The following is a 14,989-nucleotide window of genomic DNA, read 5'->3' as shown; positions in this document are numbered from 1 at the left end:
ATAATGAAAGTGGAAGTGATTTTAATGAGTAAACAAAAAATACAAAAAACAAATGCAGTCCGATTATTAGACCAACAAAAAATACAATATGATTTAATTGAATATACAATTGAAGATAATCAATTGGATGGCGTTACAGTTGCCGAAAAAGTGGGGCATCCTGTTACTCATGTTTTTAAAACGTTAGTTACTACAGCAGGTAAAGGAAAAATCTTTGTTTTTGTAATCCCAGTAGCTGAAGAATTGAACTTAAAAGCTTGCGCTAAAATAGCGGGCGAAAAGAAAATTGAAATGCTACATGTAAAGGAACTTCTTGCAACAACAGGCTATATTCGGGGTGGCTGTTCTCCAGTTGGAATGAAAAAACAGTATCCTACATTTATTGATGAGTCTGCCGAAAGCTTGGAGTATATCCTTGTCAGTGCAGGGAAGATTGGTATGCAAATGAAGTTAAAACCTAAGGAGTTAATTCAAGTAACAAGGGGGACATTTGCGAAGTTAACATAGGTAGAAAGTAGGCTTTAAATTGAGAAAAGTATTTATATGGAAATGGCTTTTTTATTTTGTAGGGCTAGCTATTATGTCTCTTGGAATTTCCCTAATTATTGAAGGAAAAGCTTTAGGGGTAAGCCCTTGGGATGTTTTACATGTGGGATTGTATAAACAAATTGGTTTATCTGTAGGTTCTTGGACAATTATTTCAGGTTTATGCATTGTATTAATTACAACCCTTTATTTAAAAGAATGGCCAAAGATTGCAACGTGGTTGAATATGCTTTTAATAGGAAGTTTCGTAGATTTATTTACTTGGATTTTGCCTAATTCTAAAAGTCTACCACTAGATATATTTTATTTCCTTACGGGATTATTTGTTATGTCTATTGGATGTGCCATGTACATTTCACCTAGATTAGGTGCGGGTCCGCGCGATACCGTTATGATGATTATCGTTGAAAAGTTTGGTGGCTCGATTCGAATGGCACGTTTTTTAACTGAAACAATTGTCGCGATTTTAGGTTGGTTACTAGGTGGCCCAATTGGAGTAGGTACTGTCATTATTGCCTTATTTACAGGATACATTATACAACCTGCACTTCCATTCTTTGAAAAACTTTTAGCTAAAAGAATAACAATAGAAGAAAATGCGACGTTAATGTCTAACGACTCTTCTGAAAAACTCGTAAAAGAATCCTAACTTTTACGAGTTTTAATTTTTGTACCGTTCGATAAACTAAACAAAATATTTATGCTAAAATCTAGTTAACTTATGTAAAAGGGAGATGAGTTCATGTCAAAAATATTAGATGCATTCCTAAATGAAAACTTACAAAATTTACGTGATCAAGGTTTATACAACGAGATTGATGCGGTAGAGGGTGCAAATGGCCCTGTTATTACAATAAACGGGAAACAGCTAATTAACTTATCATCCAATAACTACCTTGGCTTAGCTACAAATGAAGAACTGAAACAAGTTGCAAAAGATGCAATCGATCGATATGGTGTAGGGGCAGGGGCAGTCCGCACAATTAACGGTACGATGGATTTACACGTAAAATTAGAAGAAAAGTTAGCAGAATTTAAAGGAACTGAAGCAGCCATTTCTTATCAATCTGGTTTTAACTGTAATATGGCAGCAATCTCTGCAGTAATGGATAAAAATGATGCAATCCTTTCCGATCAATTAAACCATGCCTCTATTATTGATGGTTGTCGTTTATCGAAAGCAAAAATCATTGCTTACAACCATTCAGATATGGAAGACTTACGTGCAAAAGCGAAAGAAGCAAAAGAGTCTGGTCTATACAATAAAATTATGGTCATTACTGATGGCGTCTTCTCAATGGATGGTGACATTGCCAAACTTCCTGAAATCGTAGAGATCGCGAAAGAATTTGATTTAATTACTTACGTAGATGATGCTCACGGTTCAGGTGTTACTGGGAAAGGAAAGGGTACAGTAAAACACTTTGGACTAGAGAAAGAAATTGACTTCCAAATTGGTACTCTATCAAAAGCGATTGGCGTTGTTGGTGGATATGTTGCTGGAAAGAAAAATTTAATCGACTGGTTAAAAGTTCGTTCTCGCCCATTTTTATTCTCAACTGCTGTTACTCCTGGTGATGTAGCTGCGATTACCCGCGCATTACAAATGATTATGGACTCTACGGAGCTACACGATAAATTATGGGAAAATGGAGATTACTTAAAGGCTGGGTTAAAGAAATTAGGCTTCAATATTGGTGCTTCAGAAACTCCAATTACGCCATGTATTATTGGTGATGAAAAGCTGACACAAACATTTTCTCGCCGTTTAGTAGAAGAAGGGGTATATGCAAAGGCTATCGTATTCCCAACTGTACCTAAGGGAACTGGACGTGTTCGTAACATGCCAATAGCATCCCATACGAAAGAAATGCTAGACAACGCTTTAGCTATCTATGAAAAGGTCGGTAAAGAATTAGGAGTTATTTAAAAAATATTAATAAAGCCCATGACACTTCTAGCTGAATGTCATGGGCTTTACTATTTAAACATGGGATGTTTTTATAATCCTGGTAACCATAATGATAATGCTGGCACATATGTTAATAGTAATAGAACAATCAGTGCAACGATTAAGAATGGCCATAAAGATTTTACTAAATCACCAATTGAAACTTTCGTAATCGAAGAAGCAATAAATAATCCTGAACCTACTGGTGGTGTTAAAATACCAATTGTTAAGTTAATACAAATGATAATACCGAAGTGAATAGGATCTACTCCGTAAGTTGGTAATAATGGCATGAAAATTGGTATTAAAATAATTAATGCAGCAATTCCATCCATGAACATACCAACTAATAGTAAGAAGATGTTTACCAATAATAAGAACACTACTGGACTATCAGATAAACTTACCATCCAAGCGGCGATTTGTTGTGGTACTTGTTCGAATGACAACATCCACCCGAAAATATTTGCCATCGCAATTAAAATAGTAATAACAGCCGTTGTAATTGCAGTTTGTGATAATACATTAGGGATTGAAGAAAGTTTTAATTCACGATACACAAATGCACCAACAATGATTGCAACTACACAGGCTATTGCTGCAGATTCTGTTGCCGTAAATACACCAGTTAAAATACCGGCAATAATGATAACTGGAACTGATAATGCAGGTAATACTTTACCAAGGGAAGTCATCATGTCTTTAACAGATGCTTTCTCCTGTACAGGCCATTGAGCTTTCATTCCGATAAATGCAATGATTATAATGAATGAGAGACTCAGTAATAATCCTGGAATTACACCGGCCATGAACATATCACCGATTGAAACTCCTGACCCCACTCCATATAAAATGAACATCATACTTGGAGGAATAATTGGACCTAATAAACCAGCAGCAGCAGTTGTTGCAGTACTAAAAGGTTTAGAATATCCTGCTTTCTCCATTTCAGGAACCATTGTACGACTCATCATGGCAATTTGGGCTGTTGCAGAACCAATAATCGCAGCTAACATTGTGTTTGCAATAACGTTTACATAAGCTAAACCACCACGGTAGTGACCGATAAACTTTTTAGCGACATCTACTAAACGTTTTGTAATACCACCAGAGTTCATTAGTTCCCCAGCTAACATGAAAAGGGGAATTGCCAGTAACCCGTAGTTTTCCATCCCAGAAAATAAACGTTGTGGTACGGTTAAAACGAGTCCTAAATTATCTGTAGCAAATATGTAAATTACTGTAGTCATTCCTAAAACATAGGCAATGGGTACACCTAAAAGTAGCAATATTGCAAATGAAATTAATGCGATTGTCACGATAGGTCACCTGCCTCATCTACTGTTTTGAAGGAAAGTAAAAGGTTGTTTAAAACATGTATTACCATGAAAACAAAACTAACGGGAATACTTAAGTAAAAATAAAACTTAGGCATATTCATCGCTGTAGAAGTTTGAATCATAATATTTGGCATGTTAATCCATTCAAATGCCAGATATAATATATAACCGACAAATACTAATAAAAGTAAATTACTAATAGCAAGAACGACCTTTTTAGCTTGTTTAGGAAGTAAGTCTGTTACGATTGTAATTGAAGGAGAAGCATTTTGTTTAAGCCCCATGCTACCACCGATAAAAGTTATCCATACTAAACAAAAAATCGCTAATTCATCTGACCAAAATAAAGGGGATTTTAAAGTACGGAATAAAACCCCAGCAGCTAATGAAACGAGCAACACTGACGCAAGAAGGATTGCTAATACTTTTTCTATGCTGAATACAATGTCGCTTATTTTATTAATAACTTTCAAAATTAACACCTTCTATCGTTAAATATTGGGAAGCCCTCCTTCAAGGAATAAACGGGACTTCTCAATTTATCGAGAAAGTCCCATTTATTAATTGATCGAAAGCTAATTATTTACTTTCAACTGTTTCGATAAATGATTTTACGATTTCAGATTTCTCTGAGAATTCTTTTTTCACTTCATCAGATACAGCTTGGAATGGAGCAGTATCAACTGTTTCTAATACTTCAACCCCAGCTTCTTTAAGTGTTTCTAAGTTTGCTTGTTCGCGTGTAATTGCTTCTTGAATTCCCCAATCAACCGCAGTTTTCATTGCTTGTTTTACGATATCTTGGTCTTCAGCAGGTAATTGATCATAAACAGCTTGGCTCATAACAATTACTGTTGGGAAAGTTGTTTGGTTTGTTAAAGTTAAATATTTAGCATTTTCGTAATATTTTTCAGTTACTAAAGCATCTAAGTCAATATCAATACCATCGATTACACCAGTTTGTAATGAAGTATATACTTCTGATAAAGGCATAGCTGTTGGACCAGCACCAACTTTTTCCCAGTAAGATTGCATTGCTGGGCTACCAATGATACGGATTTTTTTACCTTTTAAATCTTCAGGTTTTTCAGCAAAACCATCTTTCATAAGAACGTGACGGTTACCAGCAAACATAAAGTCAAGACCTAATAAACCTTGAGAGTTTAATGTTTCTAACATTTGTTTTGCTTCTTCAGAATCACGCATTGCAATTGCTTCTTCTAAGTTGTTGAATAAGTAAGGCATGAACCAAGCATTTAATGAATCTTCACGAGTACTCATATATGCATTTGTCATGAAACCAAAATCAACTGCACCAGTTTCAATTTGTTGTACCATATCTGCTTCAGCACCTAATTGAGAAGCAGGGAAGATTTGAACTTTTAAACGTCCGTCTGAAAGTTTCTCTAATTCTTCACCGAATTTAATCGCTGTAGCATTCCAAACGTGAGATTCTTGTACAACGTGTGCAATTTTAAATGTACGGCTTTCACCGCTTGTAGCTTCTCCATCAGAAGATGCTGGTGTTGACGTTTCGCTTTTATCCTCTCCGCCTCCACATGCAGCAAGGACTACTGCTAGAGCAGCCATAATTAACATGAACATATACTTCTTAAGTTTCACTTTCGAAGTCCCCCTCTATGTCTTTTTATATATAAAGACTACTAGGTTAGGCATGAACCAAAACTATGTATTTAGGTACTTGATCCCTTGTAGTCTATATACCGAGATTAATAGAAAATTAATAAGAATAAATGTAAATAATTGATATCCCCTTGTTGTTAAGTAAAACGTTTACATTTTAAACCTTTAAAATTCTCTTAATAGTGAACTTGTTACACTTATACTATAAAAATGAAAGGTTTGTGTCAATTACCAAAAGAGAAAAAATTATCAGAATCATAACTTTTTTATAGAAAAATGTAATTTATTAGCGAAAAGTGTCTTTATTTTAGAAAATCTTCAATAATTCTCTGATTTTTCTACACAATTTATTTGGAAATCAAAATTCTGACTTTTCTATTAGAAATAAATTGAGTATGGCAAATTATTATTTATTATTAGAAAGTAGTATTACACGTTATATTGTTATAAATGGATAGATGAAATAATAATTTTTAGTAGAGTGGAGTAGGGGAAGTTCTGAATCCTTATATTGGTATAAAACACTCTGAATTCGTGGGAAGGGGATATAGACGCTAAATTAAACCACCTGAAAAATACCAGGTGGTTTAATATTTTTTTGATGAAATAAGAGGCGCTTCCGCTTTTCTAATTGTCCAGCTACAGCGGCTAGCTCTTCGACAACTTCAGAATCGTCTTCAAGGGCAAAAAGCGCCCTTTTGTCGATTCTTCCAGTTGTTTTCAGAGCTATACGAGCCGCTTTCGCTTTTCTAATTGTCCAGTTGCAGCGGCTAGCTCTTCAACAACTTCAGAATCGTCTTCAAGGGCAAAAAGCGCCCTTTTGTCATTCTTCCAGTTGTTTTCAGAGCTGAACGAGCCGCTTCCGCTTTTCTTAGCGGAAGTCTGCTTTGAATTCGCCTGTGATTTTTTGGTGACCGTTGTTTTCTTCTAAGAATTGTTCTTGTTCTAAGTCGAAACGATCCATGATTGGTAGGTCGTTTACAGAGAATAGGTAAGAATCTTCGCTTGCTACGTGCTCATACCAAGCCCAGTTTGGAACTACGAAGTAATCGCCTTTTTTCCAATCGAAGCGAACACCGTTAATTACTGTATAACCTGAACCTTGGTGTACTTGGTAAACAGTAGAGTGTGTATGACGTAATGCCTTTGTATGGAAATCTTTCGGTAAATGTTGCATACGAGTTCCTAATGTAGGGTTCGCTGATTTACCAGTAGATGGGTTGATATATTCAACTGTAAAACCATGGTGTGGGTTTGGATCGAATTCCATTAAACCTTTAATACCTTCTACTGTACGATCCCATTTATAGTTTGCAAGTGGAGCAACAGTATACTTGTCATCTCCTAATGGACGAACCATACCACCACGGTAACGTTTTTCTGTAAAGTTATCTGGAATGTTTGGCTGTTCTAAACCGCCTTCGTATGGATCGAAGAATGTACCACCTATTGCATAAACAGTTGGGATATCTAAAGCATCCATCCAAATCATTGGCTCTGTTCCTAAATGCTCATGACCATGCCATAACCCTTTAGGAGTAATTAAGAAGTCGCCTTCTTCCATGAAAATACGTTGACCTTGAACGATTGTATAAGCACCGCTACCTTCAGAAATGAATCGCATTGCATTTTGAGAGTGACGGTGAGAAGGTGCTTTTTCACCAGGTAATAACATTTGAACTGCAGCATAAATTGTTTGAGTAGTTGAAGCCCAGCCCCAAGGTTGACGGTAAGTTAAACCAGGGTTTTGGAAGTAAATAGCGCGGCGTTCTCCACCACGTTCAGGTGTGAAAATTTGCGCAGCTTCTGCCATTTTCTTTTTAATTAACTCATCGCTCCAAAGATAAGCTTGAGCTTGTGGTTTTGGCGTATGGTTCATAATTTCTGGAATTGCTTCCCAAAGTGGACCAAGATTATACTGCTGAATATCTTTCGTGAAATCGGTTACAATTGTACTTTTCATAAACTCTTTAACTTCTTGACTTACTTCTGCCATTTTACATTCCCCTTTACTATTAATCTTTTTATAGAGAAAAAGGGGAGTAGTGCGAATCACTACTCTCAACCTTTTCTAAAACCCAATTATCTAACTGGAACTGCCTCTGTAGCTCTAACTTTATTTTCTAACACACCAATTTGGTCGATTTCGATTGTTACAACGTCTCCATCTTTTAAGAATGTTGGAGGATCCATTGCGACACCAACACCACCAGGAGTACCTGTTAATACAACATCACCTGGTTCAAGCGTCATTAAGTTTGATAGGAATGCTACTAATTTAGGAACAGAGAATACTAAATCTTCTGTGTTTGTATCTTGACGAACTTCTCCGTTTACTTTTAATACCATAGATAAACCAGATGGATTTGTTAGCTCGTCAGAAGTTACTAAATATGGACCCATTGGAGCAGAACCATCTACAGTTTTACCTTGTAGCCATTGTAATGTACGGCGTTGAATGTCACGATACGTTACGTCATTTGTAATTGTATAACCAGCTACATAATCAAGTGCATCTTCTTCAGATACATTACGCGCTTGTTTACCAACAACAAAAGTAAATTCAGCTTCGTAATCTAATTGATCAGAAATTGGATAGAATGGAATATCGTCTTGTGGTCCTAAAATTGTGTTTGCAAATTTTGCAAAGATTACTGGATTTGAAGGGATTTCACGACCCATTTCTTGAATGTGTTTACGGAAGTTGTGACCAACGCAAATAATTTTACCTGGTTTAATTACTGGAGCTTCTACTTTAACATCAGAAAGTTCGTGAACTAACTTTTTGTCAAAGCTATCTGGGTAGGCAAGAGCGAACTCGATTGCACCATTTGCTAATGCAATACTTTCTTTACCACCTTGGTATAATTCGTCTGTATTATTTGGAACAAATGCAGCTGCGATTTGTTCGTAACGGTATTTACCTTCTGCTTTTAGTTGTGCTTGGTATGCGTAGTTTAAATCGATTACTTGGTTTTCAACGATTGCACCTGCACGTGTATGTCCATCTTTAGTAAAGTTAATAAGTTTCATTGTTATCCTCCTGTTTTCACGAATGATGAATTTAGTTCACTATTTATAAAAAGATTAATAGCTTTCGAGAAGAATGTCAATATTATTTGTTTTCAGAAAATAAATTGCATTATGAGTAAATAAAAAGCATTGAGTTCCATAAACTCAATGCTCGTAGCGATTATTTAGTTCAATGTCTAGCAAAATAGGAGAGGGAAAATCCAACCATTTCACTAGATTCCTTTTAATGGCTTTCTTGTGTAACCGTAATATTCTGAAATCTCCCTTGCGATCCCTAATACAAATTGACCAGTTGGATCGTCTAATGTTTTTGGTACAGTCTCTGTAATTCCTACAACCGTAATGGCTCCTAATAGTTCTTCATCAAAATTTAAAATTGGGACACTAAATGAAGAAACATGTGTCACTAACGGCTCTTTTTTAGTGGCAAAGTATAATTGCTTTGTTTTTTCCTTTGCTTCTTTAAATTGCTCCAACTCACTTTTACTAAATTTCATTAACTCTTCTAATTCCCATTCTTTCATAATCGTATTTTTTTCAAAACTAGAAAATATGATCCCTGTTGAGCAGTTGAGAGGTAAGTGAGTCCCCATTTGTGCTCCTATATTTATCCCATATTCAACACTACTTGAAATATAAGAAATTAATGGTCCTTGTGGCGAGGGAACCGCTAACAAGACGGTTAAGTTTGCTTGTTCATTAATTTTTTTGAAATACGGAATCACCATTTCTATTAAAGAAGTGTGGCCTAAAGCAATATTCCCCAACTGCACTAATTTATGTCCGAGTGTATATGTATTTGTATGTGGGTTTCGGTAAATCATTCCGAATTGACTTAATGTAGCTAAATATTTGTATAAGTTACTTTTCGTCATGGAAGTTAAATTTTGTATTTCTGTAAATTTAAGCGGTTCTTTTTCTTTTGCTAAGATTTCTAAAATATTTAACCCGATTTGTAATGATTGAATTACAGTAGTTTTGTTTTCTGTCGTCATTATACTCACCCTATTTTCATAATTAGAGGATATTATAGCAAAGATATTCGTTTATAAGAAATTTCAAAATTTTTAATATTTGTATTGACTAATCGTTATGGAATGAGATAAAGTTTTCATATACAGGGAACATAGTTCTCTATTTGTGGAATTCGAAAATAAAAACAATTTAGGGGGATATGAAATATGGCAAATGTAAGCGATATCATCGTAGTAGGTGGAGGTATTGGTGGTTTAGCAGCAGCTTTATCAATCACAAACGAAACAGGTAAATCAGTAGCAGTATTCGAGCAAGCACCGGAATTCGGTGAAGTTGGTGCAGGAATTCAATTAGCACCAAATGCTTTAGAAGTATTAGACCGTTTAGGAGTTAAAGAAGAAATTTTAAAATATGCAGTGTTACCAAAACGCTTAGTATTAAAAGATGTGTATACTGCTGAAGAATTAGCAACACTTGACTTAGGTGAAGATTTCCAAAAAGAATTTGGTCAGCCATACATCGTGTTACACCGTTCTGACTTACACAGAGTTCTTTATGAAGCTTGTCAAAAGAAAGGTACTATTCAATTCTTTACAAATCAGGTTATTCAAACTGCAGAGCAAGATGGCGATACTGCAACGATTATTAACCAAAATGGTGAGAAATTCACTGCAGAGGCTGTAATTGGTGCTGATGGAGTAAAATCAAACCTTCGTAAATTATTTATTGATGACACACCAGTTAACTCAGCATATGTAGCATACCGCGGAACACTTCCAATTGAGGAAATCGCAGGTGATGATAACTTTGATTTAGACGATGTAATTATGTGGGTTGGGCCAAACTTACACTTAGTTCAATATCCAGTTCGTCGTGGTGAATTATATAACCAAGTAGTAGTGTTTAAATCTTATGACACATCTGTTGAAGACTGGGGTACTCCAGAAGAGTTATCTCGTCGTTTCGAAGGTAGTCATTCACAAGTACAAAATGCATTAAAATTCATTAATCGTCAATTCCGTTGGCAAATGTTCGACCGTAATCCTATTGAAAACTGGACTAAAGGTAATATCACTTTATTAGGAGATTCTGGTCATGCAATGCTTCAATACCTTGCACAAGGTGGCGTTCAAGCTTTAGAAGATGCGTTTGTATTAGGTGAAAAATTAAAAGAACACAATACGTACGAAGAAGCATTCAAAGCTTACCAAGAAGTTCGTATTCCACGTTCTGCAATGGTTCAAACAACAGCTCGTAAATGGGGAGAAATTATCCATGCGGAAGACCCAATAACAATTGCACTGCGTAACCACATTTTTGCAAACCATAAACCAACAGATTACCATGTAGTGGACTTCTTATATGGTTACTTTAATAAAAACTTCCAACGTGTAAGTAAGTAATAATAGTACGAAAAAAAGGTGTCCAAAAAGTTTTTACTTTTTGGACACCTCCATTTTATTCTTGTGGTAGTTCTTCTTTATAACCATAAATTCGTGACATTTCTTTACTTATTTGAATTACTTGTTGAACAAGTTCGATTGAAGGATCTGTTGGAACATCTTCTGTAAAGCCGATAATAATGATGGTAGCAATTAGTTCTTTTCTATAATTTAAAATAGGTAAACTCCAGGAGGAAACATGTTTAACGATGGGTTCTTTGGCGAAAGCGGAGTGGGTTTTTCTTATTTGCATAAGCTCTTGTTGAAATTCTTCATCTGATAAGTTAGGGTAGTTGTTTTTTTCTCTTTCCACCCAATTTTGAATTTCTTCATTTTGAGCGTAGGCAGCAAACATTTTCCCTGCAGCAGATAGTAATGGAAGCTTAGTGCCGATTTGGGCGCCAATATTTAAACCGTAATTTGTATTCCAAATGTTTGTAATAACTGGAGTATCATTTATCCAAACAGCTAAGGCTGTAGTTAAGTTCGTTAAATTACTAATTTCCTTAAAATATGGAGTTAACATTGTAATAAAGTCATTGTTATGCATTGCTGAATTACCGTATTCTAAGAATTTGTAACCTAATGTATAGTGACCTTGTTTATCACGGTATAACAGATCCATTTGAGTAAGTGTATTTAAATATTTATATAAATTACTTTTTGAGATTCCGGATAGTTCTTGTATTTCTGTGAATTTTAGTGGTAAGTCACTTTTAGCAACGATTTCAATAATATCAAAAGCGTGAATAAGTGACCCGATCGTAGTTGGCGATTTAGTCATTTATATAAATCCTTTCTAGTATAAGTATTTTCTATAATATATTATAAAATACTTTTTATAAATATATTATAATGTTAATGTATAAATAGTGAAATAAATTCACTATTAGTATTTTTGAGGGGTGTAAAATATGACAACAGCATTACTTGGTAAAGAAGTAGAAGATTTTAAAAAGAGTATTGATGATATTGTAGAAGTTTTAAAAAATACTGATGAGAAGACGCTTTACGTAAAACCTTCTGAATCAGAATGGTCGGCAATGCAAATTGTTTCTCATGTGATAGAAGCTGTAGACTTTTGGGTAGCAGATTTAGAGGCTTTATTAATTGTACCAGGAGCGAAATGGGGACGTAACCATGAGCAAGCACGTCGCTTAGCTGCTGTAGAAGAAAGTGTAGTTGCACAATTAAGTAAAGAAACGGCAATTACATCTTTACAAAATCTAGTGCCAAAAGTAGAGGCAGCATTAGCAAAAGTAAAAGAAGAAGACTTAGCAAAAACTGCACCAAGCTATAATCCACACTTCGATGGTAAACCATTATCGTTCCTAATTGATCACTTAATCGTAAAACACGTAGTTGGTCATCACGGACAAATCGTACGTCACTTAGCTAAAGTTCAATAATATTTTGCGTACCGGGTACACAAACAATTCTGAAAATTTAGAATTATATGTGTACCCGGTACCTTTTTTAGGCTGTTTACATAAAAATAAGGGTACTACGCTATGGAAGGATGAGGTCTCTGAGCGGGCAAGTTACCTATTTTTATGGGCGTGCATTGACAGGGCAAGGAGTTAAGCAACTTTATACAGACTTAATTAATAATGAAGCGAAAACAGTCTACCTAATTAAAGGTGCATCAGGTTTTAAAGTACCTAAATTATTAAAGGAACTTGGTGATTATTATCATAAGCAAGGAGCAGACGTTGAGTACTTCCTTGATCCACTATTTGAAAATACCTACGAGGCTATATATGTAAAAGAACCCCATTCTACTCTTTTTCTTCAAGGAACGAATTTCCCAAATGACATAAACAGCTCCGATCCACGAATAAAAGTGATTGCATTAAATGAATGTGTGGATGTTCAGAAGTTTTTAGATAACGGTGAGCAGCTACTCCAACTAAATCAAACAAAAGAAAACTACCATAATAAATGTTTTGAAGCGTTAGCAAATGCCATTTCAATACATGATGATTGGGAAGTTGAAACAAGACGCCATATGGATTGGAATGGTTTAAACGAGCAAACGGATCAATTGTTTAATGATTTATTTGGTTCTACAATTCCGCTAAAGAAGGGGAATCGTACTCATCGTTTACTAGGCACATTAACCCCACAAGGTGCACGGGATACATTGCAAAGTATTACGCAAAATCTTGAGAGACGATTATTTATAAAAGGATATCCGGGAACAGGTAAATCTTCTATGATGAAAAAGTTAGCAAATGAAGCAGAGGCTAAGGGATATGATGTGCAATTAGTGTGGTGTGGTTTGGATTCTAATTCTATTGATATGGTCATTATTCCTGAATTGAACTTTTGTATTTTTGATAGTACCGAGCCTCATGTTTATTTTCCAGATGAAAATCGACCAGGAGACGAAATTTTTGATATCGCCAAGCATTGCCACCCAACAGAGGTTGAAGAGAAAAATATTAATGCAATCGTAATTAAATATAAAGCTGCTATTTCAGACGCGATACGCTATGCAAAGATGTACGCAGAAGCTGAAGGGAAAATCCGTGAAATTCATGATAGTGCATTAGACGTGGCAGAATTTGAAAAGCGTACTGCTGGGTTGTTTATATAATGGCATTAAAAAGCGAGTTCTCTAAATGAGAACTCGCTTTTTACATACTTATAAAATAGAGGCAGGTTCACCTTTAAATAAACCAAGCTTTTCAATTCGCATAATTGCTTCCTTCATTCGCTCCTCACTGACAAGTAAGCCAACTCGTACATAGCCTTCTCCATATTCACCAAAGCCATTACCTGATGCTACTGCGACATTGGCCTTTTCCAGCAATAAGTTTGTAAATTCTTCGCTTGTAAATCCATTTGGTACTTTCAGCCATGCAAAGAATGAACCTTTTGGAGCTTTGACGTCCCATCCAATACGATGTGCTTCTTCAATTAATACATTACGACGACTCTCGTAAATGGCACGTTGTTCTTCTACACAAGATTGATCTCCGTTTAATGCGGCAGCTGCAGCGTGTTGAACAGCAGGGAAGAGGCTACAGAAAAGATGATCTTGAATTAAGTTGATTGCTGCGATGATGTCCTTGTTGCCTACTGCAAAACCTACACGCCACCCTGCCATATTATATGTTTTGGATAATGTGTAAAATTCAATGCCGACTTCTTTTGCACCCTCAGCTTGCAAGAAACTAACAGGTTGAACACCATCAAAACCAAGAGCACCATAAGCAAAGTCGTGTACTACTGCAATGTCATTTTCTTTTGCGAAGGCGACTGTTTCCTCAAAAAATGAAAGGTCAGCAGTTCCCCCAGTAGGATTGTTTGGGTAATTTAAATAAATTAATTTTGCCCTTTCTTTCACTTCAGGACTCAATGCCTTGTAATCTGGTAAAAAACCATTTTCTTCTATTAAAGGGAACGTATCATAATAAACATCGCCTAGCACAGCACCTGACAAATAATCTGGGTAGCCAGGGTCAGGTAAGAGCATATAATCACCAGGGTTTAATATCGCCATTGGAAGTTCGACTAACCCCGTCTTTGTCCCACCAAGAATGGCAACTTCGGTGTTTGGATCAATATCAACATTGTATTCACGTTTATAAAAGTTAGCAGCTGCTTCTTTTAATTCTTGAATACCTTGAAAAGGCGAATACTTATGATTTTGTGGATCTTCGGCTGTCGATTGAAGAGCTTTAATGATATGGGCAGGGGTTTGTCTGTCAGGATTTCCTTGTCCAAGATTTATAATATCGCGGCCTTCTGATATTGCGGCACTCACTTTTTGTGCAAGGGCAGCAAAAAATTGAGTAGGGAGTTTTTGAAGTTTGATTGATGCTTTCATATACATACCTCATTTTTGGGATTAGTGGTTTTCTATACTTTCTATTAATTTCAGAATATAATAACAATTATGTAGGAATGATAGACCTTTTCACAAGGATTGTGGTAGTGTCAAAACTTCTATGAAAAATTGAAAAACACAAGGTATTGGGCGATAAGTACTCTCCGAACGAGGGGACAATCGCTCTTGACAAACATTCCGAAAAGGTTGCGCCCATATTTTT

14 protein-coding genes are annotated in these 14,989 nt (G+C 35.7%); 6 read left to right on the top strand and 8 right to left on the bottom strand.

From position 1 onward, the window contains the following. The first annotated feature begins 24 nt into the window (after positions 1 to 24). From ybaK to D8M03_RS12245, 3 genes are all read left to right on the top strand, one after another. Positions 25 to 507 carry a Cys-tRNA(Pro) deacylase gene (ybaK, locus tag D8M03_RS12255; RefSeq protein WP_121215071.1) on the top strand — a complete coding sequence of 161 codons (483 nt, stop codon included), beginning with the start codon at positions 25 to 27 and terminating at the stop codon, positions 505 to 507. A 19-nt stretch (positions 508 to 526) separates the two neighbouring features. Next, positions 527 to 1,195 (top strand): YczE/YyaS/YitT family protein, encoded by a 669-nt coding sequence (locus tag D8M03_RS12250; protein WP_245987577.1) that lies wholly within the window; start codon positions 527 to 529, stop codon positions 1,193 to 1,195. Between the two features lie 93 nt (positions 1,196 to 1,288). Next, positions 1,289 to 2,476: a glycine C-acetyltransferase gene (locus D8M03_RS12245; protein WP_121215070.1), complete on the top strand. Its 1,188-nt coding sequence runs from the start codon at positions 1,289 to 1,291 to the stop codon at positions 2,474 to 2,476. Positions 2,477 to 2,547: 71 nt separating this feature from the next. On the opposite strand, the gene D8M03_RS12240 is transcribed toward D8M03_RS12245, so the two are convergent. The 6 genes from D8M03_RS12240 to D8M03_RS12215 all read right to left on the bottom strand — a co-directional run bounded on the left by D8M03_RS12240 (position 2,548) and on the right by D8M03_RS12215 (position 9,509). After that, positions 2,548 to 3,816 carry a TRAP transporter large permease gene (locus D8M03_RS12240; RefSeq protein WP_121215069.1) on the bottom strand — a complete coding sequence of 423 codons (1,269 nt, stop codon included), beginning with the start codon at positions 3,814 to 3,816 and terminating at the stop codon, positions 2,548 to 2,550. Further along, positions 3,813 to 4,310, bottom strand: a complete 498-nt coding sequence (locus D8M03_RS12235) for a TRAP transporter small permease (protein ID WP_170148440.1) — start codon at positions 4,308 to 4,310, stop codon at positions 3,813 to 3,815. Before D8M03_RS12235 ends, D8M03_RS12240 begins: the two co-directional genes overlap by 4 nt. Before the next feature lie 106 nt (positions 4,311 to 4,416). Next, positions 4,417 to 5,460: a TRAP transporter substrate-binding protein gene (locus D8M03_RS12230; RefSeq protein WP_245987575.1), complete on the bottom strand. Its 1,044-nt coding sequence runs from the start codon at positions 5,458 to 5,460 to the stop codon at positions 4,417 to 4,419. Between the two features lie 892 nt (positions 5,461 to 6,352). Further along, positions 6,353 to 7,477, bottom strand: a complete 1,125-nt coding sequence (locus tag D8M03_RS12225) for a cupin domain-containing protein (RefSeq protein ID WP_121215067.1) — start codon at positions 7,475 to 7,477, stop codon at positions 6,353 to 6,355. Between the two features lie 86 nt (positions 7,478 to 7,563). Beyond that, entirely contained in the window at positions 7,564 to 8,514 is a 951-nt protein-coding gene (locus tag D8M03_RS12220) for a fumarylacetoacetate hydrolase family protein (RefSeq protein ID WP_121215066.1), read from the bottom strand. 212 nt (positions 8,515 to 8,726) lie between these two features. Beyond that, positions 8,727 to 9,509, bottom strand: a complete 783-nt coding sequence (locus tag D8M03_RS12215) for an IclR family transcriptional regulator (RefSeq protein ID WP_121215065.1) — start codon at positions 9,507 to 9,509, stop codon at positions 8,727 to 8,729. 186 nt (positions 9,510 to 9,695) lie between these two features. On the opposite strand from D8M03_RS12215, the gene D8M03_RS12210 reads away from it, so the two are divergent. Beyond that, a complete protein-coding gene (locus D8M03_RS12210; protein WP_121215064.1) occupies positions 9,696 to 10,892 on the top strand; it encodes an FAD-dependent monooxygenase in 1,197 nt (398 codons plus the stop codon). Between the two features lie 55 nt (positions 10,893 to 10,947). On the opposite strand, the gene D8M03_RS12205 is transcribed toward D8M03_RS12210, so the two are convergent. Next, complete coding sequence (locus D8M03_RS12205) at positions 10,948 to 11,715, bottom strand: IclR family transcriptional regulator (RefSeq protein ID WP_121215063.1); 768 nt, start codon at positions 11,713 to 11,715, stop codon at positions 10,948 to 10,950. Positions 11,716 to 11,845: 130 nt separating this feature from the next. Between D8M03_RS12205 and D8M03_RS12200 the strand changes: the two genes are divergently transcribed. Further along, a complete protein-coding gene (locus D8M03_RS12200; protein WP_121215062.1) occupies positions 11,846 to 12,340 on the top strand; it encodes a DinB family protein in 495 nt (164 codons plus the stop codon). A gap of 155 nt (positions 12,341 to 12,495) precedes the next feature. Further along, a complete protein-coding gene (locus tag D8M03_RS12195) occupies positions 12,496 to 13,530 on the top strand; it encodes a nucleotide kinase (protein ID WP_121215061.1) in 1,035 nt (344 codons plus the stop codon). Between the two features lie 48 nt (positions 13,531 to 13,578). Here the strand turns inward: D8M03_RS12195 and D8M03_RS12190 are convergent, their stop codons facing one another. Continuing rightward, positions 13,579 to 14,766 (bottom strand): pyridoxal phosphate-dependent aminotransferase, encoded by a 1,188-nt coding sequence (locus tag D8M03_RS12190; protein WP_121215060.1) that lies wholly within the window; start codon positions 14,764 to 14,766, stop codon positions 13,579 to 13,581. Positions 14,767 to 14,989 lie beyond the last annotated feature (223 nt).

Source organism: Ureibacillus endophyticus (genome assembly GCF_003628435.1).
Classification (GTDB): Bacteria; Bacillota; Bacilli; order Bacillales_A; family Planococcaceae; genus Ureibacillus; species Ureibacillus endophyticus.
This window is presented reverse-complemented; position numbering and strand designations above follow the sequence as displayed.

Coding starts and splice junctions, on each gene's coding strand:
- ybaK (WP_121215071.1), top strand. CDS start 25: ATGAGTAAACAAAAAATACAAAAAACAAATGCAGTCCGATTATTAGAC.
- D8M03_RS12245 (WP_121215070.1), top strand. CDS start 1,289: ATGTCAAAAATATTAGATGCATTCCTAAATGAAAACTTACAAAATTTA.
- D8M03_RS12225 (WP_121215067.1), bottom strand. CDS start 7,477: ATGGCAGAAGTAAGTCAAGAAGTTAAAGAGTTTATGAAAAGTACAATT.
- D8M03_RS12220 (WP_121215066.1), bottom strand. CDS start 8,514: ATGAAACTTATTAACTTTACTAAAGATGGACATACACGTGCAGGTGCA.
- D8M03_RS12215 (WP_121215065.1), bottom strand. CDS start 9,509: ATGACGACAGAAAACAAAACTACTGTAATTCAATCATTACAAATCGGG.
- D8M03_RS12210 (WP_121215064.1), top strand. CDS start 9,696: ATGGCAAATGTAAGCGATATCATCGTAGTAGGTGGAGGTATTGGTGGT.
- D8M03_RS12205 (WP_121215063.1), bottom strand. CDS start 11,715: ATGACTAAATCGCCAACTACGATCGGGTCACTTATTCACGCTTTTGAT.
- D8M03_RS12200 (WP_121215062.1), top strand. CDS start 11,846: ATGACAACAGCATTACTTGGTAAAGAAGTAGAAGATTTTAAAAAGAGT.
- D8M03_RS12190 (WP_121215060.1), bottom strand. CDS start 14,766: ATGAAAGCATCAATCAAACTTCAAAAACTCCCTACTCAATTTTTTGCT.